The organism is Bradyrhizobium yuanmingense (assembly GCF_029167105.1).
Lineage (GTDB): Bacteria > Pseudomonadota > Alphaproteobacteria > Rhizobiales > Xanthobacteraceae > Bradyrhizobium > Bradyrhizobium yuanmingense_A.
Window position 1 is genome coordinate 89,990 of the sequence record NZ_JARFML010000027.1, and the last position, 24,288, is coordinate 114,277.

Annotated in this window: 24 protein-coding genes and 1 tRNA gene; 9 read left to right on the plus strand and 16 right to left on the minus strand. The window is 64.3% G+C overall.

The annotated features are described in order from the left end of the window. The first annotated feature begins 69 nt into the window (after nt 1–69). From P0R31_RS29210 to P0R31_RS29225, 4 genes are all read left to right on the plus strand, one after another. The gene (locus tag P0R31_RS29210; RefSeq protein ID WP_275517880.1) at nt 70–1,908 is read left to right on the plus strand and encodes a DNA polymerase III subunit gamma/tau; all 1,839 of its coding nucleotides are present in this window, start codon (nt 70–72) and stop codon (nt 1,906–1,908) included. A gap of 26 nt (nt 1,909–1,934) precedes the next feature. Then, the gene (locus P0R31_RS29215) at nt 1,935–2,255 is read left to right on the plus strand and encodes a YbaB/EbfC family nucleoid-associated protein (RefSeq protein ID WP_271539485.1); all 321 of its coding nucleotides are present in this window, start codon (nt 1,935–1,937) and stop codon (nt 2,253–2,255) included. Between the two features lies 1 nt (nt 2,256). Further along, complete coding sequence (gene recR, locus P0R31_RS29220) at nt 2,257–2,859, plus strand: recombination mediator RecR (RefSeq protein ID WP_036026497.1); 603 nt, start codon at nt 2,257–2,259, stop codon at nt 2,857–2,859. 88 nt (nt 2,860–2,947) lie between these two features. Then, nucleotides 2,948–3,382 carry a hypothetical protein gene (locus tag P0R31_RS29225; RefSeq protein WP_275517881.1) on the plus strand — a complete coding sequence of 145 codons (435 nt, stop codon included), beginning with the start codon at nt 2,948–2,950 and terminating at the stop codon, nt 3,380–3,382. 126 nt (nt 3,383–3,508) lie between these two features. On the opposite strand, the gene P0R31_RS29230 is transcribed toward P0R31_RS29225, so the two are convergent. The 3 genes from P0R31_RS29230 to P0R31_RS29240 form a co-directional block, all read right to left on the minus strand. Beyond that, nucleotides 3,509–4,870 carry an AmpG family muropeptide MFS transporter gene (locus P0R31_RS29230; RefSeq protein ID WP_275517883.1) on the minus strand — a complete coding sequence of 454 codons (1,362 nt, stop codon included), beginning with the start codon at nt 4,868–4,870 and terminating at the stop codon, nt 3,509–3,511. 182 nt (nt 4,871–5,052) lie between these two features. After that, nucleotides 5,053–5,355, minus strand: coding sequence for a GIY-YIG nuclease family protein (locus P0R31_RS29235; protein WP_275517885.1), 303 nt, complete (start codon nt 5,353–5,355; stop codon nt 5,053–5,055). Between the two features lie 150 nt (nt 5,356–5,505). Further along, entirely contained in the window at nt 5,506–6,705 is a 1,200-nt protein-coding gene (locus tag P0R31_RS29240; RefSeq protein ID WP_275517886.1) for a DNA recombination protein RmuC, read from the minus strand. A 171-nt stretch (nt 6,706–6,876) separates the two neighbouring features. Between P0R31_RS29240 and def the strand changes: the two genes are divergently transcribed. The 3 genes from def (at nt 6,877) to truA (ending at nt 9,354) form a co-directional block, all read left to right on the plus strand. Next, nucleotides 6,877–7,404 carry a peptide deformylase gene (gene def / locus P0R31_RS29245; protein ID WP_275517888.1) on the plus strand — a complete coding sequence of 176 codons (528 nt, stop codon included), beginning with the start codon at nt 6,877–6,879 and terminating at the stop codon, nt 7,402–7,404. Nucleotides 7,405–7,580: 176 nt separating this feature from the next. Then, nucleotides 7,581–8,504 (plus strand): methionyl-tRNA formyltransferase, encoded by a 924-nt coding sequence (gene fmt, locus P0R31_RS29250; RefSeq protein WP_275517890.1) that lies wholly within the window; start codon nt 7,581–7,583, stop codon nt 8,502–8,504. A 112-nt stretch (nt 8,505–8,616) separates the two neighbouring features. Then, nucleotides 8,617–9,354 carry a tRNA pseudouridine(38-40) synthase TruA gene (gene truA / locus P0R31_RS29255; protein ID WP_275517892.1) on the plus strand — a complete coding sequence of 246 codons (738 nt, stop codon included), beginning with the start codon at nt 8,617–8,619 and terminating at the stop codon, nt 9,352–9,354. Between the two features lie 135 nt (nt 9,355–9,489). Here the strand turns inward: truA and dapE are convergent, their stop codons facing one another. The 11 genes from dapE to rpmH all read right to left on the minus strand — a co-directional run bounded on the left by dapE (nt 9,490) and on the right by rpmH (nt 18,959). After that, on the minus strand, nt 9,490–10,656 hold the full coding sequence (gene dapE, locus P0R31_RS29260; RefSeq protein ID WP_275517893.1) for a succinyl-diaminopimelate desuccinylase: 1,167 nt from the start codon (nt 10,654–10,656) through the stop codon (nt 9,490–9,492). Beyond that, nucleotides 10,653–11,276: a DUF805 domain-containing protein gene (locus tag P0R31_RS29265; RefSeq protein WP_275517895.1), complete on the minus strand. Its 624-nt coding sequence runs from the start codon at nt 11,274–11,276 to the stop codon at nt 10,653–10,655. The genes dapE and P0R31_RS29265 overlap by 4 nt, the downstream gene beginning before the upstream one ends. 149 nt (nt 11,277–11,425) lie before the next feature. Next, nucleotides 11,426–12,271 (minus strand): 2,3,4,5-tetrahydropyridine-2,6-dicarboxylate N-succinyltransferase, encoded by an 846-nt coding sequence (gene dapD, locus P0R31_RS29270; protein ID WP_157283364.1) that lies wholly within the window; start codon nt 12,269–12,271, stop codon nt 11,426–11,428. Between the two features lie 127 nt (nt 12,272–12,398). Then, a complete protein-coding gene (locus P0R31_RS29275; RefSeq protein WP_275517896.1) occupies nt 12,399–13,091 on the minus strand; it encodes a pyrimidine 5'-nucleotidase in 693 nt (230 codons plus the stop codon). 14 nt (nt 13,092–13,105) lie between these two features. Beyond that, on the minus strand, nt 13,106–14,092 hold the full coding sequence (locus P0R31_RS29280) for a DUF1036 domain-containing protein (RefSeq protein ID WP_275517911.1): 987 nt from the start codon (nt 14,090–14,092) through the stop codon (nt 13,106–13,108). Nucleotides 14,093–14,253: 161 nt separating this feature from the next. After that, nucleotides 14,254–15,141, minus strand: coding sequence for an acetylglutamate kinase (gene argB / locus P0R31_RS29285; protein ID WP_130363552.1), 888 nt, complete (start codon nt 15,139–15,141; stop codon nt 14,254–14,256). A 221-nt stretch (nt 15,142–15,362) separates the two neighbouring features. Then, the gene (locus tag P0R31_RS29290; RefSeq protein WP_275517912.1) at nt 15,363–15,728 is read right to left on the minus strand and encodes a DUF423 domain-containing protein; all 366 of its coding nucleotides are present in this window, start codon (nt 15,726–15,728) and stop codon (nt 15,363–15,365) included. After that, nucleotides 15,728–16,381 carry a ribosome biogenesis GTP-binding protein YihA/YsxC gene (yihA, locus tag P0R31_RS29295; RefSeq protein ID WP_275517898.1) on the minus strand — a complete coding sequence of 218 codons (654 nt, stop codon included), beginning with the start codon at nt 16,379–16,381 and terminating at the stop codon, nt 15,728–15,730. The genes P0R31_RS29290 and yihA overlap by 1 nt, the downstream gene beginning before the upstream one ends. A gap of 135 nt (nt 16,382–16,516) precedes the next feature. Next, complete coding sequence (gene yidC / locus P0R31_RS29300; RefSeq protein WP_275517899.1) at nt 16,517–18,379, minus strand: membrane protein insertase YidC; 1,863 nt, start codon at nt 18,377–18,379, stop codon at nt 16,517–16,519. Between the two features lie 16 nt (nt 18,380–18,395). Beyond that, nucleotides 18,396–18,797, minus strand: a complete 402-nt coding sequence (gene rnpA, locus P0R31_RS29305) for a ribonuclease P protein component (protein WP_271505536.1) — start codon at nt 18,795–18,797, stop codon at nt 18,396–18,398. A 27-nt stretch (nt 18,798–18,824) separates the two neighbouring features. After that, nucleotides 18,825–18,959 (minus strand): 50S ribosomal protein L34, encoded by a 135-nt coding sequence (gene rpmH, locus P0R31_RS29310; protein ID WP_008542748.1) that lies wholly within the window; start codon nt 18,957–18,959, stop codon nt 18,825–18,827. A 349-nt stretch (nt 18,960–19,308) separates the two neighbouring features. On the opposite strand from rpmH, the gene P0R31_RS29315 reads away from it, so the two are divergent. Beyond that, nucleotides 19,309–20,808 (plus strand): HAMP domain-containing sensor histidine kinase, encoded by a 1,500-nt coding sequence (locus P0R31_RS29315; protein ID WP_275517901.1) that lies wholly within the window; start codon nt 19,309–19,311, stop codon nt 20,806–20,808. 261 nt (nt 20,809–21,069) lie between these two features. Next, a tRNA-Arg gene (locus tag P0R31_RS29320) sits at nt 21,070–21,146 on the plus strand. A 471-nt stretch (nt 21,147–21,617) separates the two neighbouring features. On the opposite strand, the gene P0R31_RS29325 is transcribed toward P0R31_RS29320, so the two are convergent. Then, the gene (locus tag P0R31_RS29325; protein WP_275507857.1) at nt 21,618–23,057 is read right to left on the minus strand and encodes an undecaprenyl-phosphate glucose phosphotransferase; all 1,440 of its coding nucleotides are present in this window, start codon (nt 23,055–23,057) and stop codon (nt 21,618–21,620) included. 122 nt (nt 23,058–23,179) lie between these two features. Next, entirely contained in the window at nt 23,180–24,124 is a 945-nt protein-coding gene (locus P0R31_RS29330) for a hypothetical protein (protein WP_275517902.1), read from the minus strand. Nucleotides 24,125–24,288 lie beyond the last annotated feature (164 nt).

The window sequence follows — 24,288 nt, forward strand, 5'->3', positions numbered from 1 at the left end:
CGGCACCAGCCGCCAGCGCGCTCCTTTCCGCAAAAGCCGGCCAAGAGACATTTCATTGCGGATCGACCGATGACCGACGCTGGCGCCCCTCCCGATCCCGACAGCGCCGGCCAGGCCGGCAATGCGCCCTACCGGGTGCTGGCGCGCAAATACCGCCCATCCTCGTTCGACGACCTGATCGGCCAGGAGGCCGTGGTCCGCACCGTCTCCAATGCGTTCGAGACCGGGCGCATTCCGCAGGCCTGGATTCTCACCGGCGTCCGCGGGGTCGGCAAGACCACCACCGCGCGCATTCTCGCCCGTGCCCTCAACTATGAGATGCCGGATGGATCGGTGAAGGGGCCGACCATCCACATGCCGACGCTGGGCGTGCATTGCCAGGCGATCATGGAAAGCCGGCACATGGACGTGCTGGAAATGGACGCGGCCTCGCATACCGGCGTCGACGACGTCCGCCAGATCAATGACAGCGTGCGCTATGCCCCGGCCAGCGCCCGCTACAAGGTCTACATCATCGACGAAGTCCACATGCTGTCGACGGCGGCGTTCAACGCCTTCCTGAAGACGCTGGAGGAACCGCCGGAGCACGCCAAGTTCGTGTTCGCGACCACCGAGATCCGCAAGGTTCCGGTCACCGTGCTGTCGCGCTGCCAGCGCTTCGACCTCCGCCGCGTCGAGGCCGACGTGCTGATGAGGCACCTCGCCAGCATTGCAGCCAAGGAAAACGTCGAAATCGAGCCGGAGGCGCTCGGCATCATTGCGCGCGCCGCGGAGGGTTCGGTGCGCGATTCGCTGTCGCTGCTCGACCAGGCGATCGCGCATGCGGCCGGAGCCGTGAAGGCCGATGCCGTCAGGCAGATGCTGGGTCTTGCCGACCGCACCCGCGTCATCGACCTGTTCGAGCAGCTGGCGCGCGGCGACATCGCGGCTGCCTTCAAGGAGTTCCGCGACCAATACGATGTCGGCGCCGATCCCATCGTCGTGCTCTCGGACCTCGCCGAGTTCGTCAATTTCGTCACCCGTGTGAAGGTCGTCCCGGCGACCGCCGACAACGTCGCCTATGGCGAGACCGAACGGGTGCGCGCCAGGGAGTTCGCCTCCAAGATCTCGATGCGCGTGCTGTCGCGGATGTGGCAGATGCTGCTTAAGGGCATCGCCGAGGTGCAGGCCGCGACGCGTCCCGCAGCCGCGGCCGAAATGGTTCTGGTGCGCATCGCCTATGTCGCCGACCTGCCGACGCCCGACGAAGCGATCAGAATGCTCGAGCAGAACGGCGGCGGCTCGCCGGTCGTGAACGGCGGAAGTAGCGCGCGCAGCGGCGCGCCGGCCGCGCCGGTTGCCTCCGTAGCGCCGATGTCGGCTGCGCCCGTGCGCATGCCGACAGCCTCGGCTCCAGCGTTTGGCGGTGGCGCCCGGCCGCAGATGGCGACGCCCGCGCCGGATACGCAAGGGGCGGCGCCCCAGCTGCGCATCGCGAGCTTCACCCAGCTGGTTGCGCTCGCAGGGCAGAAGCGCGACATCATGACCAAGAGCGCGCTCGAAGGCGACATGCGCCTCGTCCGTTTCGAGGAGGGGCGGCTGGAAGTCGCGCTCGAGCCCAACGCTTCCAAGACCATGATCTCCGAGCTTGCGAAGAAGTTCGAGCTGTGGACCGGCCGCCGCTGGACCGTGATCGTCTCCAACGAGCAGGGCCAGCCGACTTTGCGTTCGGTGAACCAGGCGGCCAAGCAGGAGCATGCCCGGACCGCGGAAGCCGATCCGCGCGTGCAGGAGGTGCTGACGCGTTTCCCCGGCGCCAAGGTCGTCGAGGTTCGCAGGCTTGCCCCGGAGACGCCGGAAACCGATATTAACGCCGACTATGGCAGCGACGATCCGCCCGACGGTTCCGACGGCGACGACGATCTCTGAACCATTCTTTCCAAGGACACGCACCCATGGCTGATTTTCTCGGCATGATGAAACAGGCGGCGCAGCTGCAATCCAAGATGCAGGAGATGCAGGACCAGCTCGCCAATGTCGAGGTCGAAGGCATTTCCGGCGGCGGTCTCGTCGCCGTGCGCATGACCGCGAAGATGGACGTCAAGGGCATCAAGATCGATCCTTCGCTGATGAAGGCCGAGGAGCGCGAGGTGCTGGAAGACCTGCTCGTCACCGCCTTCGCTGATGCGCGCCGCAAGGCCGAGACCGCCATGCAGGAGAAGATGCAGGCCCTCACCGGCGGGCTCGGCCTGCCGCCGGGGCTGTTCGGCCAATAAAATGGGCGCCGTTGCAGGTCCCGAGATCGAGCGGCTGGTCCAGCTGCTGGCGCGGCTGCCGGGCCTCGGTCCGCGCTCGGCGCGGCGCGCGGCGCTGCATCTGATCAAGAAGCGCGAAGCGCTGATGATGCCGTTGTCGAGCGCCTTGCAGGTGGCGCTGGATAAGGTCCAGGTCTGCAAGACCTGCGGCAACATCGACACGCAAAATCCCTGCACCGTCTGCACCGATCCGAAGCGCGATCCCGCCATCATCGTCGTCGTCGCCGACGTCGCCGACCTCTGGGCGCTGGAGCGGGCCAATGCGACCCAGGGGCGCTATCATGTGCTCGGCGCGACATTGTCGCCGCTCGACGGCGTCGGCCCGCAGGATCTGACCATCGACGCGCTGGTGGCGCGCGCCCATGATTCGCAGGTGCACGAAATCATCCTGGCGCTGAATGCGACGGTGGACGGCCAGACCACGGCGCATTACATCACCGATCTGCTTCAGGACGCCAATGTGAAGGTGACGCGGCTCGCCCACGGGGTTCCCGTCGGCGGCGAGCTTGATTATCTCGACGAAGGTACGCTATCGGCTGCGATGCGGCAGCGCACCCTGTTCTAGAGCGTTTTCGAGCGAAGTGGATACCGGTTCGCGTGAAGAAAACGCGTCAAAACAAGAATCCTCCTCCAGACTTTACGGAACGGACGACATGACGAAACTTTTCGCCACACGCTTCGCTTTGGTCGCGATGATGACGGTGCTGGTGAGCCCGGCCATCTCAGCGCAGCAGGGTGGCGAGACGCCGCCCCCGTCCAAGCCCGGCAAGCCGATCAACACTGGCGACGTGCTCTCCGGCGAGCTCAACGCGATGAAGGTGCGCGACGTCAAGAACGGCAAGCGCGTCGCGACCTACCAGATCACGTCGGAACCGCGCCGCCTGCCGCCGCCGAACGGGCTCTGCAATCTCGAAACCGGCCCCGAGACGTTCCAGCTCGTCACCTCCAGCGAGGCGCAGGCCGCCCAGCTGAAATCCTTCGTCGGCAAGGAGATCTCCGTGAAGGTGGACGAGGTCGCCTGCGCCAGCGATCCCGGCCAGATGAGCGAGGCCGTGATCACCAAGTGGAGCCTGATCAAGAAGCAGTAGGGGCGCGGCTCGCGCTCTCCGCCGTCATTGCGAGCGTAGCGAAGCAATCCAGAAAAAGTTCCGCGGGAAGAGTCTGGATTGCTTCGTCGCAAGAGCTCCTCGCAATGACGAGGAGAGATGTTGGCGTCACACCCGCACCGGTCCCAGCGCCTCGAAATGCCCGCGCCTCTGCAAATACGCCAGCAGCATCAGGCTCGGGATGGCGACGAGGACGGAGATCGCGAAGAACATCGGCCAGCCCGTCGCTTTCGCCAGATAGCCTGCGCCCGATGACAAATAGGTTCGTCCTACCGCGGCGAGCGCCGTCAGCAGCGCATATTGGGTCGCAGTGTGCAGCGGGTTCTGGCACAGCGCCGAGAGATAGGCGACGAAGATCACGGTGCCGATGGCGTTGCAGAAATTGTCGGAGGTGATCGCAAGGGTCAGCGCCCATTCGTTGACGCCGACCAGCGCCAGCCACGAGAACGACAAATTGGACATCGCCTGCACGATGCCGCCGATCCACAGGCTGGTCGCGAGCGAATAGCGCCGGGCCACAAAGCCGCCGGCAAAGCCGCCGGCGAGGGTCGCGACGATGCCGACGCCCTTGACGATCACGGCATAGTCGTTCCGCGTGAAGCCGATGTCGATGACGAACGGCACGGTCATGTTGCCGGAAAACGCGTCGGTGAATTTGAACAGCACAACGAAGGCGAGCACGACCCATGCTTCCTTGCGTCGCAGGAATTCCGAGAACGCGCCCAGTGCGGCATGGAACACGCGCGTGAGCGCGCCCTCGTCCTGCGTGGCGGCCTCGGCGCGCGCGGATTGTGCGGGCTCGGTGGCGGCGAGCGCAGTCACCGTGCCGATCAGCACCAGAGCCGCCATCACCACATAGCCCCACATCCAGGCGGCGCCACGAGGGACGATCGCCTCGAAGCCGGTGACGATGAACAGGGCGCCTGCGGTCGACACCAACATGCCGATGCGATAGGCGGCGACATAGGCGGCCATGCCGGCGGCCTGTTCGCTTTCGGGGAGGCTCTCGACGCGGAAAGCGTCGACCACGATGTCCTGCGTCGAGGACATCGTCGCGACCAGCAGCGCGCCGAGCGCGACGAGCAGCGGCGAACGTGCCGGATCGGTCAGCGCGAGCAGCAGGATCGCACCGATCAGCAACAGCTGCGCAAACACCAGCCACCCGCGGCGACGTCCGAAGGACTGCGTGAACAACGGCACATGCAGCGCATCCACCAGCGGCGCCCACAGGAATTTGAGCGTGTATGGTGTTCCAACCAGCGCAAACAGCCCGATCGTTCCAAGATCGACCCCGGCCTCGGCCATCCACACCAGCAGCGTCGAGCCCGACAGCGCCAGCGGCAGCCCCGAGGAGAAGCCGAGAAACAGCACGATCAGCACCCGCGGCTGCAGGTAAACGGCAAGGCTATCGCGCCAGGAGGGCGAGGCGGCGGAAGTCGCCGCGGGGGAGGTCGTGTCGGGTGCGGTCATGGGGGGGTGTTAGCAGATTCTGGGGGAAATGACTCTTTGCGAGCTCAGTGGGGCGGATGCTCTCTCCACCCTCTCGGTGTCATCGTCCGCGAAGGCGGACGATCCAGTATTCCGCGGCGTCTCGGTTCAATCACAACTGCTGCGGCGTACTGGATACCCCGCCTTCGCGGGGTATGACCACCTTACGGTGGTCCGGCTATGCCAGGATAGAGATCATCCCAGTTTGGGTTATGCTGCTCGATCAAGCGGACCTTCCAGGCCCTGTTCCACTTCTTCAGCCGCTTCTCCCGCCTGATCGCGTTCTCGGGATCATCGAACTGCTCGAAGTAGACCAGCCGAACGACATCATACTTTTCGGTGAAGCTTTCGATGACCTTCAACTTGTGCTGCGCCACTCGGCGGACGAGATCGTTCGTCATGCCGATATAGAGCGTGCCGCCAATTCGGCTGGCGAGAATGTAGACGTAGTAAAGGCGTGCACCCATGTGACCATCTCACCGCCCTTATCGTCCGCCTTGTGCGCAATTGCGCACTGGGACGGACGATCCAGTAACCACCAGCGTCTCGGTTCGATCGCAACCGCCGCGGCGTACGGGATGCCCCGCCTTCGCGGGGCATGACAGTGTGCCCCAATCTCACTCCCCCGCCTGGAGCTTGCGCGGAAACAGCTCCGCCGCTCCCGTCGCCACCAGGCGCGGTGCCTCCGGTGCGTCGCTCTTGCTGAAATCGAGCTCCTCGATTCGCCCTGCGCGCTTTTCGATCTTGTCGGCGGAGATCAGGATCTGGCGGACGTCCTCGTTCGCGTCGGAAAAATGCTTCTGCAATTTGACCACGCGGTCGCGCAGGCGTCCCAAATCGTCGCCGAGCTTGATCACCTCGGTGCGGATCTGGTCGGCGGCATCGCGCATGCGCGCGTCCTTCATGATCTGCTGCATCACCTGGATCGCGAGCATCAGCAGCGACGGCGACACCAGCACGACGCGGGCGCGATAGGCCTTCTGGATCACGTCGTCGAATCCGTCATGGATCTCGGCATAGACCGATTCCGACGGCACGAACATCAGCGCCATCTCCTGGGTCTCGCCGGTGACGAGATACTTTTCCGCGATGTCGCTGACATGCTTCATCACGTCGCCGCGCAGCCGCTGCGTGGCAACGCGCCGCTCCTCGTCGGTGCGGGCGTCGTGCAGCGCCGTCATCGCCTCCAGCGGAAACTTCGCGTCGATGCAGAGCGGGCGCTGGTCGGGCAGGAACACGACGCAGTCCGGCCGTTTTCCGGTCGAGAGCGTGAACTGGAACTCGTAGGAGCCCTTGGGCAGACCGTCCTGGACGATCGCCTCCATCCGCGCCTGGCCGAAGGCGCCACGCGATTGCTTGTTGGCGAGCACGTCGCGCAGAGTGGTCACCTGCGTGGTGAGGTCGGTGAGGTTCTTGTGCGCGTTGTCGATGATGCCGAGCCGTTCATGCAGCGCGCGCAGGCTCTCCATGGTGTTGCGGGTCGAATGTTCCATGGACTGGCCGACCCGATGCGTCACCGAATCAAGCCGCTCGTTGACCGCCCGCGCCATCTCGGCCTGGCGTCCCGCCAGCGCCTGGGTCATGGCGTCGACCCGCCCCGAGGCCTCGCTCTGGGCGTGCAGCACCTGGGCGAGGCGCTCCTCGAGCTCGTCGGCCCGGATCGCGTTCGCCATGGCGAGTTCCGCGCCACGCCGCCCCGAGCGCGCGATCACGACCGCAATCACAACCAGTAGGATGAGGACGAGCGCACCGAAGCCGATCAGCGCATCGACGATGCGCACCGGCCAGTCGCCCAGCATGACAATGATCTCGTTCATGCCAGCCCTTCTAGCCGATTCGGTAGTCTGGCGCGAACGAAGAGAGAACATGCTGGGTTAACTGACCCCTAATTTTCATGGTTAATGAAAGGTGAAGTTTTATGGTTAGCGAGGGGTTAACGGGTTCCTCGCCGCATTGACCGCATCCGGCGCGCGGCTTAAATCGCGGCCATGGCCCTCAGAGAAATCATCATCCTGCCCGACAAGCAGCTGCGCCTGGTCTCCAAGCCGATCGAGAAGGTCACGGCGGAGATCCGCAAGCTTGCCGACGACATGTTCGAGACCATGTACGACGCGCCCGGCATTGGGCTGGCGGCGATCCAGGTCGCGCAACCCTTGCGTCTGATCACGATGGACCTCGCCAAGCGCGCCGAGAACGGCGAGACCAAGCCGCTGCCGCGGGTCTTCATCAATCCGGAGATTATCGCATCCTCGGAAGAGCTCTCCACATACGAGGAAGGCTGCCTCTCGATCCCGGAATATTACGAGGAGGTCGAGCGGCCCGCGAAAGTGCGCGTGCGCTTCACCGACCTCGACGGCAAGGTGCATGAGGAGGATGCCGAAGGCCTCTACGCCACCTGCATCCAGCACGAGATCGACCATCTCAACGGTGTGCTGTTCGTCGACTATCTGTCCAAGCTCAAGCGCGACCGCGTCATGAAGAAGTTCGAGAAAGCCGCCAAGCGCGCGGCGGAGTAGGGCTCGGCTCTGTCAGGTCGTCATGGCCGGGCTTGACCCGGCCATCCACGCCTTGCTTGCTGAGTCGCAAAGACCGTGGATGCCCGGGCCTTCGCCGCGCCGAAGGGGCTTCGGCCCCGCAGGCGGGACAAGCCCGGGCATGACGGAGAACCAGAACTCTCACCGAACGTAGCTACATGCCCCTCCGCCTCATCTTCATGGGCACGCCCGATTTCTCCGTGCCGACGCTGCTCGAGCTGGTCGCGCATGGCCACGAGATCGCGGCCGTCTACACCCGCGCGCCGAAGCCGGGCGGGCGGCGCGGCCTGCAATTGCAGCCGACCCCGGTCGAGGAAGCGGCGCGAAAGCTCGGCATTCCCGTGCTGACGCCGAAGACGCTGAAGACGCAGGAGGCCCTCGAAGAATTTCGCGCCTTTGAGGCTGATGCGGCCGTGGTCGTCGCCTACGGCATGATCCTGCCTCAGGCGATCCTCGATGCGCCCAAACTCGGCTGCTACAATCTGCATGCCTCCCTGCTACCGCGCTGGCGCGGCGCCGCGCCGATCAACCGCGCCATCATGGCTGATGATGCCGAGAGCGGCGTGATGGTGATGAAGATGGACGTCGGCCTCGATACCGGTGACGTCGCCATGGCCGAGCGCATCGCGATCACGGACAGCATGACCGCGCTCGACCTGCACGATCGCCTCTCGCGCCTCGGCGCCGACCTGATGGTGCGCGCTATGGCCGCGCTCGAACGCGGCGGGCTCCAGCTCAAGACGCAGAGCGCGGACGGCGTCACCTACGCCGCCAAGATCGAGAAGGCCGAGGCGCGGATCGACTGGAGCAAGCCGGCGCGCGCGGTGCTGCGCCACGTCCATGGCCTCTCGCCGTTCCCCGGCGCCTGGGCCGAGCTCGACAATGCACGCGTCAAGATCCTGCGCTGCGAATTGGCCAAGGGCTCCGGCACTCCTGGCGAGGTGCTCGACGATCTCCTCACCGTCGCCTGCGGCGACGGCGCCATCCGCATCATCGAGCTGCAGCGCGAGGGCAAGGCCCGCATGCAGGCCGCCGACTTCCTGCGCGGCGTGCCGTTGAAGTCGGGATCGAAGTTCAGCTAACCAACGCGTCATACGCGGGCTTGACCCGCGTATCCATCTTCTCACAAGACTCGTTCCTCGGCGATGGATTGCCGGGTCAAGCCTGGCAATGACACCGGACAAGATCGGATAGATGCCCCGCTACAAGCTCACGATCGAATATGACGGCGCGCCATTCTTCGGCTGGCAGGTGCAGGACACGCTGCCGTCGGTGCAGGGCGCGCTCGAGGCGGCCGTGAAGGCGATGACCGGGGCGGATCTGCGCGTGCACGGTGCCGGCCGCACCGATGCCGGCGTGCATGCGCGCGGCCAGGTCGCCCATGTCGACGTCGAGAAGCAGTTTCCGCCGGGCCGTTTTCGCGACGGGCTCAACGCGCATCTGCGCCCGCATCCGATCGGGGTGCTGGAAGCCGAGATCGTGCCCGACGATTTCGAAGCGCGCTTCTCGGCGGTCAAGCGCCACTACCGCTATCGCATCGTCAACACCCGCGCCAATCTCGCGCTCGACGTCGGCCACGCCTGGCGCGTGCCGCGCAAGCTCGATGCGGACGCCATGCATGCGGCGGCGCAGCGCCTGCTGGGCAAGCACGATTTCACCACGTTCCGCGACACCGAGTGCCAGGCCAAATCGCCGGAGAAGACGCTCGACCAGCTCGACGTGATTCGCGACGGTCGCGAGATCAACGTCATCACCTCGGCACGCTCGTTCCTGCACAGCCAGGTGCGATCGATGGTGGGATCCCTGGTCTGGGTCGGCGAGGGCCGCTGGACCGCGGACGATCTGTCCGCCGCACTCGCAGCCCGCAACCGCGCCGCCTGCGGCATCGTCGCCCCGCCCGAGGGGCTGTATTTGATGAAGGTGGATTATTAGGGCCTGATGCGGCAACGGGCGTCATGGCCGGGCTTGTCCGGCCATCCACGTTCTTTCTATCAGGCGCGGCAAAGAACGTGGATGCCCTGGACAAGCCCGGGCATGACGGCGGTGGGTTGGGCGGCGAGTAGTGCCTCACCCAAAATATCGCGTCAAAATCCCGCGATACACCTTGGTCAGCTTCTCCAGATCCGACACCGGCACGCGCTCGTCGATCTGGTGCATGGTCTGCCCGACCAGGCCGAACTCGATCACGGGGCAATAGAAGGAAATGAATCGCGCATCCGACGTGCCGCCCGAGGTCGACAGCTCGGGCTTGCGTCCCGTCACCTCCTCGATCGCGGACACTGCGAGATCGGTGAACGGACCCGGCTTGGTCACGAACACGTTCGAGTTCGAGGGCTCCCAGACGATGCGGGCCTTGATGCGGTTGCCGCAGGCCTTGGCGAGGCGCGCCTCCACCAATTCACGCAAGCTCGCCTGGGTGTGGTTGTCGTTGTAGCGGATGTTGAATCTTGCGCGGGCCTCGCCGGGAATGACGTTGAAGGCCTTGTTGCCGACGTCGACCGAGACGAATTCGAGATTGGACGCCTGGAATTGCGCGCTGCCATGGTCGAGCGGCTCGTCGGTGATCGCAACGATCAGCCGCGAAATGTCGGGCACCGGATTGGAGGCGCGGTGCGGATAGGCGACATGGCCCTGCACGCCGTCGACGACGAGCGTGCCGGACTGCGAGCCGCGCCGGCCGATCTTGATGGTGTCGCCGAGCGCCTCGACGTTGGAAGGCTCGCCGAGCACGCAATGGTCGAATTTTTCGCCGCGCTCGGCGACCCATTTGAGCAGCTTGATGGTGCCGTTGATGGAGACGTCTTCCTCGTCGCCCGTGATCAGGAACGAGATCGAGCCCGAACCGTCGCTGCGCGGCTTGCCGCCGTTGGCGGCGAGATGCTCCAGCACCGCGGCGACCGAGCAGGCGATGCCGCCCTTCATGTCAACCGCGCCGCGGCCATGCAGCACGCCGTCCTTCACCTCGCCGGAGAACGCGCCGACGCTCCAGGCGCTCTCGTCGCCGGGCGGCACCACGTCGGTGTGGCCGGCAAAGGTGATGTGCGGACCGTCCGTGCCGATCCGAGCGTAGAGATTGTCGACGTCGGCGGTGCCTTCCTCGCTGAAGGTCACGCGGTGACAGGTGAAGCCGGCAGCGCCCAGGATTCTTGCGAGCACTTCGAGCGCGCCGGCATCGGCCGGGGTTACCGAGGGGCAACGGATCAGGTCGCGGGCAATGGAGAGAGCATCGGTCATGCGCCCCGCTTACCATGCATGCCGCTGGGTGGGCTAGCACTGGGCGGGACAATTTCGATCTCGCGGCTCTGGTCCCAGCCCTGTCCCGCCCGCGACGATGCGGAAGCGACCTCGGCCGCCGGATCGGGGCCGAACCGATTGGGTCCTTTGGTGCCGCGCAGGAAACCGGTCTCGATGAAGCCCCAGAGGGGCAAGACCATGCTGGCGAGCGCGAGCGGCAGTATCCAATATGTGTCCGGAAGACGTTCTGCAAACTGCTTGAACAGCCCCGGCAGCACGAAATAGGCGAGCAGCCACCACGCGCTCTTGTCGCGGTCATGCAGGCGTTTCACCATGATCGCGAGATCGATCCAGAGCGTCAATGCGGTTGCGACCACCTTGAGCAGCAGCACCGGCACATTGTCCAGCAGCGACCATCGATAGGTCGCGGGATCGACGATCTTGAAGACGTCCTCGGCATTCAGATTGAAGGATTTGACCTCGCTGCCGAGCGCGGACATCACGCTCAGCGAGAGCAAGAGCAGCAGGATCATGCTGCAGAGGACAAAGATCAGGCTGCACCAGAACCCGGCGCGGCCCATGCGCCCGTCGAAGCGGAAAAGGTACCAGGTCCAGCGCATGCGAGCGGCTCCGGGCGGACCGGGGCCGCCCGAAGATTGGTCGCGATGCAGGGAGGGTGGGTTCGATCCCAGCAGCGAATGGTGAATAGCCAATGGCGAGTAGGGTGCGGGCCGCTATTCGCCGCTCGCCATTCGCTACTCGCCTAGCATCAATCCCGCAGCAGCTCGTTGATGCTGGTCTTGGAGCGCGTGCGCTCGTCGACGCGCTTGACGATGACGGCGCAGGCGGTGCTCGGGCCGATCTGGCCGTTCTTCATCGGCTTGCCGGGCAGCGCGCCGGGCACCACGACGGAATATTCCGGCACTTCGCCCATGAAGACCTCACCGGTCTCGCGGTCGACGATCTTGGTCGAGGCACCCAGGAACACGCCCATGGCCAGCACCGCGCCCTTGCGCACGATCACGCCTTCGGCGACTTCCGAGCGCGCGCCGATGAAGCAATCGTCCTCGATGATGACGGGCTCGGCCTGCAGTGGCTCGAGCACGCCGCCGATGCCGGCGCCGCCCGAGATGTGCACGCGCTTGCCGATCTGCGCGCAGGAGCCGACGGTGGCCCAGGTGTCGACCATCGTGCTCTCATCGACATAGGCGCCGAGATTGACGAAGGACGGCATCAGGACGACGTTCTTGGCGATGAAGGCCGAGCGGCGCACCACCGCGCCCGGCACCGCGCGAAAACCGGCATCGCGAAAGCGGTTCGGGCCCCAGCCTTCGAACTTCGAGGGCACCTTGTCCCACCAGCTCGCCTTGCCGGGGCCGCCGCCAATGACGTCCATGTCGTTGAGGCGGAACGACAGCAGCACGGCCTTCTTCAGCCATTGATTGACCTTCCACTTGCCGTCGCTGCCGCGCTCGGCAACGCGGGCCTCGCCCTTGTCCAGGGTCTCCAGCGCCTGGTCCACGGCCTCGCGCACCTCGCCCTTGGTCGAGGTCGAGATGCCGTCACGCGCGTCGAAGGCGCTGTTGATGGTGGATTCGAGGGCTGCAAGGGACATCGTGATTTCCTCTGGGAGCGCGTGGTTTTCGCGGGAATTGGAGCGCTTTTTCGGGATTTGCAGGGGTGGAGTCAAGGCATACTCCACTGTCGTCCCGGGCTTGCTTCGCGCCCCGGGACGACAGCGGTTATTGTGATGACAATCCCGCCAAAAACCCCGCCAGATCATCCGTGACGTGGTCGACATGGGCGGCGTCGCGGCCTTCCAGCTCCCAGTCCTCGCGCACCACCTCCTTGGTGCCGTCGGGCACCACCAGCACGGTGGTCATGCCGAGCTGGTGCGGGACGGTGAGGTTGCGGGCGAGGTCCTCGAACATGGCGGCGCGGGTCGGATCGACCGCATGCTGGCCGAGGAACTTGCGGTAGGTCTGCTCCGCCGGCTTCGGTTCGAACTCGGCGGCGATGATGTCGAACACGCCGTCGAAATGCGAGGCGAAGCCGAGCCGCGCCAGCACCGCATCGACATGGTCGACCGAGCCGTTGGTGAGGATCAGCTTGCGGCCTGGCAGCTTTGCGATGGCCGCGCCAAGCGCCGGATTCGGCTCCAGCGGCGAGTGGTCGATCCTGTGGACATAGGCGAGGTAGTCGTCGGCGGAGACGCCGTGCAGGGTCATCATGCCGCGCATCGTGGTGCCGAAGCGCCGGTAATAGTCCTTCTGGATCGCCCGCGCTTCCTCCGGGCCGACATTCAGCCAGTTGCAGACGAACTCCCCGATCCGCGCATCGACCTGCTGCCACAGATTGACGTGATGCGGATAGAGCGTGTTGTCGAGGTCGAACACCCAGGTGTCGACATGGCTGAAGCTGCGGGGTGTGCTCATCGCAAGTCTCTCGCTCACGGTACGGCAAAGCGCAGCGTCTTGCCGCCGCTCGACATGTCTACCGCGCCGAAGCCCGTTGGCGCAAAGCCGCGCGCGCCGCAATCGGTCTGGTCGCTGGTCTCGAACTTGGTCTCGCGTGTGCAGAGCTGCCTGTCGCCGCCCCAGTTCAGCGGCTTGTCCTTCAGCTTGACGATTCGGTTGTCGGCGTCGACCGCTTCCGCGAAGCTGAAGATCTGCTTCGGCTGGCCGGTCACATCGGGATGCAGGCAGGTCTTGGGATCGATGCGATACCAGCCGCGGCTGGTCACCGCTTTGCCGTCGTCCGTCGCGATCGCCGCCATCACCTTGTGCGGCGTGTCGTTGCACCAGGTGAGGCCGGTCGCGGAGGGTGTCTGCACCGCATCGACCATGGTCTTGAAGAAGTTCTGCGAGCCCACGATGTCCGACGACAAGCCGCGGCTCTTCAGGAAGGCGGCCAGCGCGCTCTGCGTCTTCGGCCCGTCGACGCCGTCGATCGGCGCGGCGTCGTAGCCTGCGATCACCAGGAGCCGCTGGATGCCGGCGAGGCGCGCCTGCTCGTCGTCATATTCGGAATCCTCGGCGAGATAAGCGACGAGGTTGCCGTCCGGGCTTTGCGTCGGCGTCACCTGCGTGAAGGGAACCTGCGTCTGGCCGCTGCGGCACTGCCGCGCCGCGGCGATGACGAAATTGTCCTGCGCGACGCACAGCATGTCGTTGCCGCTTTGCGGGATCGGGGACGCGCCGTAGAGGCCGAGCGCGCGCGCGTTGAGCAGGATGCGGTCGGCGGTCAGCGTGCCCTGCACCACCACGCGGCAGGCAGCGGGATCGATCCTGAACCAGCCGCGCGTCGCGGTGGCCGCCTTGTCGTCGATGCCGATCGCGGCCTCGACCACATAGGACATGCGGTTGCAGATCTTGAGGTCGGCGATCGCCGGCGCCGAGGAGAAGAAGAAGGAGACAGTTGCGGCAGGCAGCGTCATCAGGAAGCGGGTGAGCGGCGAGCGGTGGGCTTGTCGCTCTCTCCATTCGTCATGGCCGGGCTTGACCCGGCCATCCACGTGCAGCGGCGCGCGCGGAGAGCCGCGGATGCCCGGGTCAAGCCCGGGCATGACGACCTTCTTCCGCTGCTCGCGCTTCCGCATCACTTATGGATCAGCGTGCCCGTGCCCTGATTGGTGAAGAGCTCGAGCAGCACCGCGTGCTGCATCTTGCCGTCGATGATGACGACGCCCTCGACGCCCTGCTCCAGCGCGTAGATGCAGGTCTCGACCTTCGGGATCATGCCGCCGGAGATGGTGCCGTCGGCGATCAGTTTTCGCGCGTCTTTCACCGACAATTGCGGGATCAGCTTCTTCGACTTGTCGAGCACGCCGGGTACGTCGGTGAGCAGCAGCAGGCGCTTGGCTTTCAGTGCGCCGGCGACGGCCCCTGCAAAGGTGTCGGCGTTGATGTTCAGCGTCTGGCCTTCCTTGGAGGTCGCGAGCGGCGCCAGCACCGGGATCAGCTCGTAGCCGATCAGCTGGTTCAGCAAAGTGAGGTCGACCTTTTCAGGATCGCCGACGAAGCCGAGGTCGACCGCCTTCTCGATGTGCGAGTCCGGATCGACGATGGTGCGCGTCGTCTTGGTCGCCTTCACCATGTTGCCGTCCTTGCCGGACAGGCCCACCGCCTTGCCGCCGGCCTCGTTGATGTAGCCGACGATCTGCTTGTTGACGGAGCCGGCGAGCACCATCTCGACGATCTCGATGGTCGCGGCATCGGTGATGCGCAGGCCCGCGGCGAATTCCGAGACGATCCCAAGACGCTTGAGCATGGTCGCGATCTGCGGCCCGCCGCCATGCACCACCACCGGATTGATCGCGGTCTGCTCCAAGAGCACGATGTCGCGGGCAAAGTTCTTCGCGGTCTCCTCGTCGCCCATGGCATGGCCGCCATATTTGATGACGATGGTTTCCTCGTCATATTGCTGCATGTGCGGCAGCGCTTCGGACAGGATGCGGGCCTGGTCGAGCGGAGAGATGTCGGTCATGTCGCGGGTCTCGCTGGCGGGTCGAATGGTGCGCGTTCTATCCGATTGGCGGGCAGGGCGCAAAGTGTGGTTTCTTTCCCTCTCCCCTTGTGGGAGCGGGTGGCTCGCCGCATAGCGGCGAGACGGGTGAGGGGTTCTCTCCGCGCGCACCTCTGTTGAGAGAGACCCCTCATCCGGCGCTTCGCGCCACCTTCTCCCACAAGGGGAGAAGGAAGACAGCATCACTTCCTCGCCGCCACCGCCGCCACGCTTACCGCCAGCCAGCTCGCAATCATCACCATCCCGCCCGTCGGCGCGGCCATCGGAAACAGCGCGTGCCCGGCATATTGCCGCAAGGTGAGGTCGCCTGCGAACAGCGCGGCGCCGGTCGCGAAGCCGAACGCTGCCACGAGCCCAATTCCGCCTTGCAGAAGGCCGCGCGTGAGCAAGGCGATGGTCGCAAGTATGGCACTTGCATGAAACAGCAGCATGGCGCTGGCGGAGGCAAGACGACTCGCGTCGGCACCATGGGCGGACGCGGCGGCCAGCGCGACGCCGGCGGCGCCCATCAAGCCGGCAAGCCCGATCAGCAGGCGGTGCGCTGGCATCACGAGGCCCGCTCTTCCAGGAGCTTCGCCATGGCGGCGCGAAGCTCGGCCATGCCGGTCGCGCTGCGCGACGAGGTCGCGAGCACGGTCGGGAACGCGGCCGGGTGTTTTGCCAATGCGGCCTCGGTCTCGGCGATGCGTGCTTGCAGCTCGGCAACTTTCACCTGGTCGGCCTTGGTCAGCACGATCTGGTAGCTGACGGCGGAGCGGTCGAGCGTCTTCAGCACTTCGAGATCGACATCCTTGATCCCGTGCCGCGCGTCGATCAGCACGTAGACGCGCGCGAGACTGGCGCGTCCCAGCAGGAATTTGTGGATCAGTTCGGTCCAGGACGCGACCTGGCTCTTCGGCGCCTTGGCATAGCCGTAGCCAGGCATGTCGACGAGGCGCAGGTCATTCTTGCCCGGGACCTCGAAGAAGATCAGCTCCTGGGTTCGGCCCGGCGTATGCGAGGTGCGCGCCAGCGCGTTGCGGCCCGTGAGCGCATTGATCAGGCTCGACTTGCCGACATTGGAGCGCCCGGCAAAGGCGATCTCCAGCCCCGCCATCGGCGGCAGCGTTTCGATCGAAGGCGAGGCCCAGATGAACTGCCAGTCGCGGGCGAACAGTTTTCGCCCGGCCTCGATCAGCTTGTCGTCTGACTTGTCGGTCATCTGAAAGTCTATCCTCGCGTCATGGCCGGGCTTGTCCCGGTCATCCACGTCTTCACGGAGCAAGCTTCCAAAACGTGGATGCCCGGGACAAGCCCGGGCATGACGACGTGGAGGCAGCTCAGTTCGCAATGACGCTTACGTCGCCTCAGTCGTCACTTTTTTTTTGAACGAGTTCCGAATGTTGTCGAACAGCTCCACCTTCACGCCGTTGCGGCGCATGATGTAGCCCTGCTGGACCACCGAGAGCAGGTTGTTCCAGGCCCAGTAGATCACGAGGCCCGCCGGGAATCCCGCCAGCATGAAGGTGAAGATCAGCGGCATCCAGTTGAAGATGATCTGCTGGGTCGGATCCGGCGGCGTCGGATTCAGCTTCATCTGAATCCACATCGTGATGCCCATGATGATCGGCCAGATGCCGAGCGCGAGGTAATAGCCGAACACCGGAATCGTGGTCGGATCGAACGGGATCAGCCCGAACAGATTGAACAGATTGGTCGGATCCGGCGCCGAGAGGTCCTTGATCCAGCCGAAGAACGGCGCGTGCCGCATCTCGATGGTGACGAACAGCACCTTGTAGAGCGCGAAGAAGACCGGGATCTGAATCAGCACGGGAAGACAGCCGGCGACCGGATTGATCTTCTCCTTGCGGTAGATCTCCATCATCTCCTGCTGCTGCTTCACCTTATCGTCGGGATAGCGCTCCTTCAGCGCCAAAAGCTGCGGCTGGATCGACTTCATCTTCGCCATCGAGGCGTAGGACTTGTTCGCCAGCGGGAAGAACAACAGCTTCACGATCACGGTCACCAGCAGGATCGAGACGCCGAAATTGCCGAAGAAGCGGAAGAAGAAGTCGAGGCCGAGGAACATCGGCTTGGTGAGGAAGTAGAACCAGCCCCAGTCGATCAGCAGGTCGAACTGGTTGAGGCCGAGCGCCTTGTTGTAGCCGCCGAGGCCTGCGAGCGGGAAGTTGATGCCGACCACGCCGGCTTCCTTGGCGCCTGCGAACAGCCGCGCGTTGGTCGTCGCGGTGCCGCCGATCGCGACGGTGACGGGGTCGAGCAGATAGTCGGTCTGGTAGGTATGGACCTTACCGACCGGGTTCGACGAGAAACGCGCCTGGAGCTGGGCGTTGGTATCCGGCAGCAGCGCGGAGGCCCAGTATTTGTCGGTGATGCCGAGCCAGCCATTGGTGGCCTTGAAGTTCACCTGCTTGGCTTCGTCGATCTTGCTGTAGGCATATTCCTGCAGCCTGTGTTCGCCGAGATAGCCGATCAGGCCCTCATGCAGGATATAGTAGCCGGAGACATGCGGCGCGCCGTGGCGCGAGATCAGCGCGAACGGATAGAGCGTGACGGGCGCGTTCCCGACATTGCTCACCTCGTCCTTGATGGTGAAGAGATAATGATCGTCGACGGCGATGGTGCGGCGGAAGGTCAGGCCGTCGCCATTGTCCCATTTCAGCACCACGGGCGTCGACGGCGTCAGGCTGCCGCTGCCCTCCTGCTGCCAGACGGTCTGGGCATCCGGCATCTTTGCCGTCACGCCCGTCGCTGCAACCCAGCCGAACTCGGCGTAATAGGGCTCCGCCGTGCCCGACGGCGAATAGAGGACGATCGGCGGCGATTTCGGATCGACCGTCTCGCGATATTGCACCAGCGCGATGTCGTCGATGCGGCCGCCCTTCAGCGAGATGCTGCCGGCGATCCGCGGCGTCTCGATCTTGACGCGTGGGCTAGCTGCAATGGCGGTCTCGCGGGAAACGACCGCTTGGGGCTGGCTCGCAGCCGGCGTCGCCGGCTGGGCCGCACCGCCCGGCTGCGGCGCGCTGCCCGGCGTTGCCGAGGCGGTCGGCTGCGGCGTCGTCTTCTGGAGCTCGGCCTGCGCCTGCTGCTGAGCGCGCTGCTTCTCCATCTGCGGCACGTTGTAGAAATACTGCCAGGCGATCAGGACCAGGCCGGACAGAATGACGGCGAGGATGGTATTGCGATTGTCGGTCATCTCGATTGTCTCGTCATCAATCCGGTTTGCGGCTGGTCGCTGCGGCGTGACCCGGCCTGTGGCCGCGCGCTTTGGCCGTATGCCGCGCGGGCTTCGTGAACGCTATGCGCAGATCGTCGAGCATGGTGGCGAAGTCGCGCGAGAGCGCGTCCCTTCGTCCGACCAGGACATAATCATGGTGGGGCTGCATCGATGTCGGATCGAGCCGCTTCACCAGTTCCCGCAACCGGCGCCGGATGCGATTGCGCTCGGGGGCGTTGCCGTTCTTCTTGGTGACGGTGAAGCCGATCCTGACAGGGCCGGAATCGTCGCGGCCAAGGCTTTTCCGGTCAAGGCTTTGCAGGACGAACGCGGGACTATTCACCCGCGCGCCATTGGCAACGGCGAGGAAATCCGCCCGCTGCCTCAGCCGATCCATGATGAAATCCCAAAAAGGGGGTCCGGCTCAGGCGCTCAGACGCTTGCGGCCGCGGGCGCGACGGGCGGCGAGAACCTTGCGGCCGCCGGCAGTGGCGAGACGGGCGCGGAAGCCGTGACGGCGCTTGCGCACCAGTTTGCTGGGTTGATAAGTCCGCTTCACGGGTTTTTCTCCGCTGACCGGGCAATTTGCCTGTAGAATTGATGGTAAAGTCCGGAAGATGCGGCCCAAAACGGGCCCTTTTCGGCCCCAAGAGAGCCGCTCCCGGTGTCGCACCGGGTCATCGCGGACAATTCGCGCGGCTTATAAGGGAGCGCCTTGTCTTCGTCAACGCCGCACAAGCGCGCGATTGTGGTGAATATCGCTGTTTGCGCGGCGTTTTTAACCCTTGAGGTGGCGACTCGCGCTATCAGCGCTTACATCCGACCTCGGCAGATTAGCGATCCGTAATTTGACCGGACATCGGTCGGGTCGCATCCTCCATCAGCCAAGGCCAACAGGGGCGAGTTTCGTGCCAGCCACAGATCGCCAGCCGATCCAGGATCTGGATCAGCCAGACCAGCCGGCGACGCGGCCCCGCGGCTCGCGCGGGCTCGGGTTGTCCGGCAAGCTGCTGCTGCTCACCATTCCCTTGGTGATGATCGCCGCGGTGCTGCTCTACGTGCCAGCCATCGCGAATTTTTGGGTCAACCGGCTGAATGATCGCGTCGCGGCCGCCAACACCGCGGCGCTGGTGCTGGATGCGGCGCCGCTCGGCATGGTCCCCGATTCGCTGTCGCGGCAGATCCTGAAGAGCATCAATGCCCGCGCCGTCGCCATCAAGATGGGCCAGCAGCGCCGGCTGCTCGCCAGCGACAACCTTCCCGCCGCTATCGAGCACGACATCGATCTGCGCGACATGACGGCCTGGGAGGCGATCACCGGCTCGTTCCGGATGATGCTGGAGACCGGCAACCAGGCCATCCGCATCGTCGGCCCCGGGGTCGGCAATGCCCAGTTCATCGAGATCGTCACCGACGAATTGCCGCTGCGGAAGCAGATGTACCGCTTCTCCCGCAACCTCGTCGTGGTCGCGCTGATCATCGCGGTGCTGACGGCGGGCCTCGTCTACCTCGCGCTTCATTATCTCTTCGTACGGCCGATGCGGCGGCTGACCGCGAGCCTGGTCGGCTTCCACGAGAATCCCGAGAGCTCGGCCGGCATCATCGTGCCGAGCCAGCGCAGCGACGAGATCGGGGTGGCCGAGCGCGAATTGTCCGACATGCAGCGCGACCTGATGTCGATGCTGAATCAGAAGAGCCGGCTCGCCGCCCTCGGTCTTGCGGTCTCCAAGATCAACCACGATCTGCGCAATCTGCTTGCCTCGGCCCAGCTGCTGTCGGATCAGCTCGCCAGCGTGCCGGATCCGCGCGTACAGCGCTTTGCGCCCAAGCTCGTGCGCTCGCTCGAGCGCGCCATCGCCTTCTGCCAGTCGACATTGTCCTACGGCCGCGCGCAGGAGGCCGCGCCCGACCGCCGCATGGTCCTGATCGAGCCTGTGGTGATGGAGGTGCGGGAGACCGCGGGGCTTGCCAACGAGGCCTCGATCGCCTGGGTCGCTGCGATCGAGCGCGGGCTTGCGGTCGATGCCGACCCCGACCAGCTGTTCCGCGTCCTGCTCAACCTCGTCCGCAACGCCGCCCAGGCGCTTGAAAGCCATGCGGCGGGTGAGGGGCGCGTGCAGCAGATCCGGATCACCGGGAAGCGCGAAGGCGCCGTCGCGATTCTCGAGGTCTCCGACACCGGCCCTGGCGTTCCCCCGAAGACCCGGGAGCGCCTTTTCGAGGCCTTCCAGACCTCGGGCCGCCCCGGCGGCAGCGGCCTTGGCCTCGCCATCGCCGCCGAGCTGGTCCGCGCCCATGGCGGCGAGATCCACCTGGTCGAAGGCACCATCGGCGCCACTTTCCGCATCGTCATCCCCGACCGTCCCGTGGAACTGCTCTCCATCCGCAACGAGCGCCAGAGGGCATAGTCGGCCAGCGGCCGAGCCAGACGTCATTCCGGGGCGGCGGGAAGTGCCGAACCCGGAATCCCGAGGTTTGGGCGCGAGATTCCGGGTTCTCGCTCCGCGAGCCCCGGAATGACCCTATAGACCGTCATCGCCCCGCAAAAATCTCCCCCTCCCGGACCTTGCCAATCGGGACAAGAGCGGTTAGTCAGAGCGCTCTTTCGCACCCCCTCCGGCTCCGCCGGGGGCTGCTTGCGGGCCCCGCCCGCGCTGCTTGCGAAACACGCGCCCGTAGCTCAGCTGGATAGAGCATCAGACTACGAATCTGAGGGTCGGACGTTCGAATCGTTCCGGGCGCGCCATTCGGCTTTGTTTTCATTAGATTTTCTCGACGCCGGCTGATCGCGTTACCGGGTGTTACCCTAACCGTTACCGTAAGCCGCTTCGATCGCCTCAATGCCCTTTATAGCTGCCGCTATCTGGACCAGCGCCCTGCGCTTGAGAATTCTGACTTGAAAGAGGCGATGGTCGGAATAGCGGCTTACGAGATCGGGAATTTCTGTGCCTCGGGCGGACGAATGGCAAAAGGTTTGGAGTATCGCGCGTTTGGTCGGGGGCTTGTCATTCCGACACCGTTGTATGTGGATGACGCATTGCTCGCAAACATCGTGCTCGGCGAAAAGGCAAGGCACTGGGACGAGGTGCGACGAGCTTTCGAGCGGCAAGGAATGCCCGCCGCGCGGGCCTCTCAGCGCGAATGGCTCAGATCAAACCACTGCGCGCGCAGGCCGGTGAACTGGTGCAATAACGAGATGATTGCAAGGAAGGGTGGCTCAATAGACGTCGTGGCCCGAGAGTGCTACCGCAGTCCGCATCATGATGCGAAAGTCCAGCCAGATGCTCCAATTGCTCACATACCATACGTCGTATTCGATGCGCTTCTTCATTGAATCGATGGTCGGCGTCTCGCCGCGGAAGCCGTTGACCTGAGCCCAGCCGGTGAGACCGGGTTTGACGTGACGACGACAAGCATAATCGCCGATCATCTGGTCGTAGTAGTTGTCATGCGCGAGAGCGTGAGGCCGCGGACCCACCAGCGACATTTCTCCGCGTAGTACGTTCCACAGCTGAGGTAGCTCGTCGATGCTGGTCTTGCGCAAGATCCGCCCGATCCTGGTGACCCGCGCATCCCGCTTGCTTGCCTGCTTGATCTCGGAGCCATTCTCCGAAACCGTCATACTGCGGAACTTCCATATGTCGAACAGCTCACCATTGAAGCCGCGGCGTGTCTGACGGAAGATGATGGTGCCAGGCGAATCGAGTTTGATCAGAAGCGCCGTTATGATCAGCAAAGGTGCGAGGAACAAAAGGCCGACCGAGGCAAGTCCAATATCGAGGACGCGTTTCACGGCTCGCTCGGTGACGGACAGAGGCGCTCGCTGGATTTCGATCGCGACGGATCCGCCCATGGGCGCGAATGGCCGCGATACAAGGTCGGCGATCTCAGAATCCGGCAGCAGGCGAACCGGATTCGGCACCCGGCGCAGACATCGGCACAGATGTCGAAACAGCGGTAGGTCGTTCCAATTGAAGGCCAGGAGAAATTCGTCGGCGCCTGCCGCGCGCGAGCTTCGAATGATGGTCGTCAGCTCGCGCTCCATGGCAGCGTCGTCGGACTTAAGCGCAGCGTCCAGCAGGAAGTGACGCACTACCTGAAAGCCGTTCCTGCGCAAATCCTTGAAGCGCGTTGAAGTAAAGTCAAGCGGCTCACCGCTGATCAGCACGACTCTTTTTTTGACGGAATGTCTGCGCGCGAAAGAAGAGCTCAGGGCAAGGCGCCAGATCGCGCGATGCGCCCACAAACCGACAAGGCCGACCACCGCAAAAAGAACGATGGTGATGCGGGATAACTCGGCCGTCGATCTGAGCAGGAAAGCGGAAAATACCAGAATCGCGAGTGACAGAAGCCACACCGATGAAGCCATGCGCAATTGCCAGCTCGAATTGACGAGATTGTGCCGATCGTAACAGCCTCTGAAAAGGGCGATCGCCACGAATGCTGTTGCGACGAGAAACGCGACGCCGAACGAAACGTCTCGCTCGGCCAGCGCTGGAAAGAACTTGCGGTGAATTAGGCTTGCGATGGCGTAACTGAGCAGGATGAGCAGGAAGTCGCCAGCCATGATGACCAGCTGAAACGGTCTCTGCAGCGCGATGCCGCGCCTCGTCGACATCGAGGATGAGTGCTTCGAACCGTAGGTGGTCAACGACATGAAAGGCTTCATCCCAGAAATTGTACTTCGGCAATGCACTTACGAAAGAAAGGTGGCTTCCGAGGCTGGCGACAATTCAACGACCAAAGCGTGCGAGCATGAACGGTGAGAGAAGGCCGGTGCTATCGCGGCGCCAAGGTCCTCAGGCACGGCGATGCTGCAGCTGTCGTGCGCCGCGCGCCCGTTGCTGAGGCGGGAAGCGGAGCCTCGGCCAGGGGAGGAGGCGGATCTGCGACGAACTGTGCGGTGCTGCCCGAAAAGAAGTGGAGCGTGGTCCAGTCTGCGGAGAGTTCGACCCAGTTGCTGTTGCCAGCTCCTCGATTGTTGGCGCCGTTGTGCGGCGAGTCCGAAGAACGCCACCAGTCGGCCCCCACGTTGGCGACCACCTTCATCTCGGGGTCCGTCGTCTTCATGTCGATCTGGACGTAAACGGAATCGACAGCTCCGGCGGCGAAGCTGCCGCGTCTCTCGAGCCATACCAGGTCGTTGCGGCCGGGTGGAGGGCCGTCGACAAGGGTGCTTCCATCCTTTTGAACCTCGACCTTCATTGGGAGCGCAGCGTTCTTGGGAACCATTGCGTCAAAATGGCCTCCGACGATCTCGTCCTCGGTCTGATCCTGTACCAGGATCCACTCCTTCGTGGCGCGGAGGCGCACATAGGTCTTTCCATTGGCGACGAGGATCTTGCCGTTCTTGTCCGGTGTGGCCGCGCCAAATTTTGGAAATATCGACGCCATTCCCGTGACGGCGGTGAAGTCGGCGGGAGGTTCGCCGTTCTCGGGCTTGGATGCGCCGTTGCACCAGGACCATGTCTTCGGGACGCCGGCTGGATATGCCTGGCTGTATCCGATGCTGTTCTGTTCGATGACACTCGAGGCGAGACTCACGGACGTGATGGCGTCCGGTCTCCCACTCGCCGCATCGGCACTCCTCGGAGAGATCGCGATCATTCCAATGAGGCCGAGTGGCAGCAGCCAAGCCGAGACGGATTGCTCGAGGACATGAATCAAACGCGCGGCAGCATCAGTCGGCGAGCGGAACGGGACGAAATGGCGGGTGTCAGACATAGGCCACCCCTTAACCAGTTGAACGTCTCGATCCTAGGGGTCGGAGGTGCTGCAGACTTGACGATCGTCAAGAATGAACCTGCGACTTAAGTGTCGTGCGACTGCGGTGCGGGAATTCGAAACGCTGCCGGCGAAAGTAGAACAGACAGATGCCAATCATGACG

Coding starts and splice junctions, on each gene's coding strand:
- P0R31_RS29325 (WP_275507857.1), bottom strand. CDS start 23,057: ATGTCGTTGACCACCTACGGTTCGAAGCACTCATCCTCGATGTCGACG.
- argB (WP_130363552.1), bottom strand. CDS start 15,141: ATGACCGACATCTCTCCGCTCGACCAGGCCCGCATCCTGTCCGAAGCG.
- P0R31_RS29225 (WP_275517881.1), top strand. CDS start 2,948: ATGACGAAACTTTTCGCCACACGCTTCGCTTTGGTCGCGATGATGACG.
- dapE (WP_275517893.1), bottom strand. CDS start 10,656: ATGACCGATGCTCTCTCCATTGCCCGCGACCTGATCCGTTGCCCCTCG.
- def (WP_275517888.1), top strand. CDS start 6,877: ATGGCCCTCAGAGAAATCATCATCCTGCCCGACAAGCAGCTGCGCCTG.
- P0R31_RS29240 (WP_275517886.1), bottom strand. CDS start 6,705: ATGAACGAGATCATTGTCATGCTGGGCGACTGGCCGGTGCGCATCGTC.
- yidC (WP_275517899.1), bottom strand. CDS start 18,379: ATGACCGACAATCGCAATACCATCCTCGCCGTCATTCTGTCCGGCCTG.
- dapD (WP_157283364.1), bottom strand. CDS start 12,271: ATGTCCCTTGCAGCCCTCGAATCCACCATCAACAGCGCCTTCGACGCG.
- recR (WP_036026497.1), top strand. CDS start 2,257: ATGGGCGCCGTTGCAGGTCCCGAGATCGAGCGGCTGGTCCAGCTGCTG.
- truA (WP_275517892.1), top strand. CDS start 8,617: ATGCCCCGCTACAAGCTCACGATCGAATATGACGGCGCGCCATTCTTC.
- P0R31_RS29265 (WP_275517895.1), bottom strand. CDS start 11,276: ATGCGCTGGACCTGGTACCTTTTCCGCTTCGACGGGCGCATGGGCCGC.
- P0R31_RS29330 (WP_275517902.1), bottom strand. CDS start 24,124: ATGTCTGACACCCGCCATTTCGTCCCGTTCCGCTCGCCGACTGATGCT.
- P0R31_RS29215 (WP_271539485.1), top strand. CDS start 1,935: ATGGCTGATTTTCTCGGCATGATGAAACAGGCGGCGCAGCTGCAATCC.
- rnpA (WP_271505536.1), bottom strand. CDS start 18,797: ATGGATCGGCTGAGGCAGCGGGCGGATTTCCTCGCCGTTGCCAATGGC.
- P0R31_RS29280 (WP_275517911.1), bottom strand. CDS start 14,092: ATGACGCTGCCTGCCGCAACTGTCTCCTTCTTCTTCTCCTCGGCGCCG.
- P0R31_RS29230 (WP_275517883.1), bottom strand. CDS start 4,870: ATGACCGCACCCGACACGACCTCCCCCGCGGCGACTTCCGCCGCCTCG.
- P0R31_RS29290 (WP_275517912.1), bottom strand. CDS start 15,728: ATGCCAGCGCACCGCCTGCTGATCGGGCTTGCCGGCTTGATGGGCGCC.
- P0R31_RS29235 (WP_275517885.1), bottom strand. CDS start 5,355: ATGGGTGCACGCCTTTACTACGTCTACATTCTCGCCAGCCGAATTGGC.
- yihA (WP_275517898.1), bottom strand. CDS start 16,381: ATGACCGACAAGTCAGACGACAAGCTGATCGAGGCCGGGCGAAAACTG.
- fmt (WP_275517890.1), top strand. CDS start 7,581: ATGCCCCTCCGCCTCATCTTCATGGGCACGCCCGATTTCTCCGTGCCG.
- P0R31_RS29275 (WP_275517896.1), bottom strand. CDS start 13,091: ATGAGCACACCCCGCAGCTTCAGCCATGTCGACACCTGGGTGTTCGAC.
- P0R31_RS29210 (WP_275517880.1), top strand. CDS start 70: ATGACCGACGCTGGCGCCCCTCCCGATCCCGACAGCGCCGGCCAGGCC.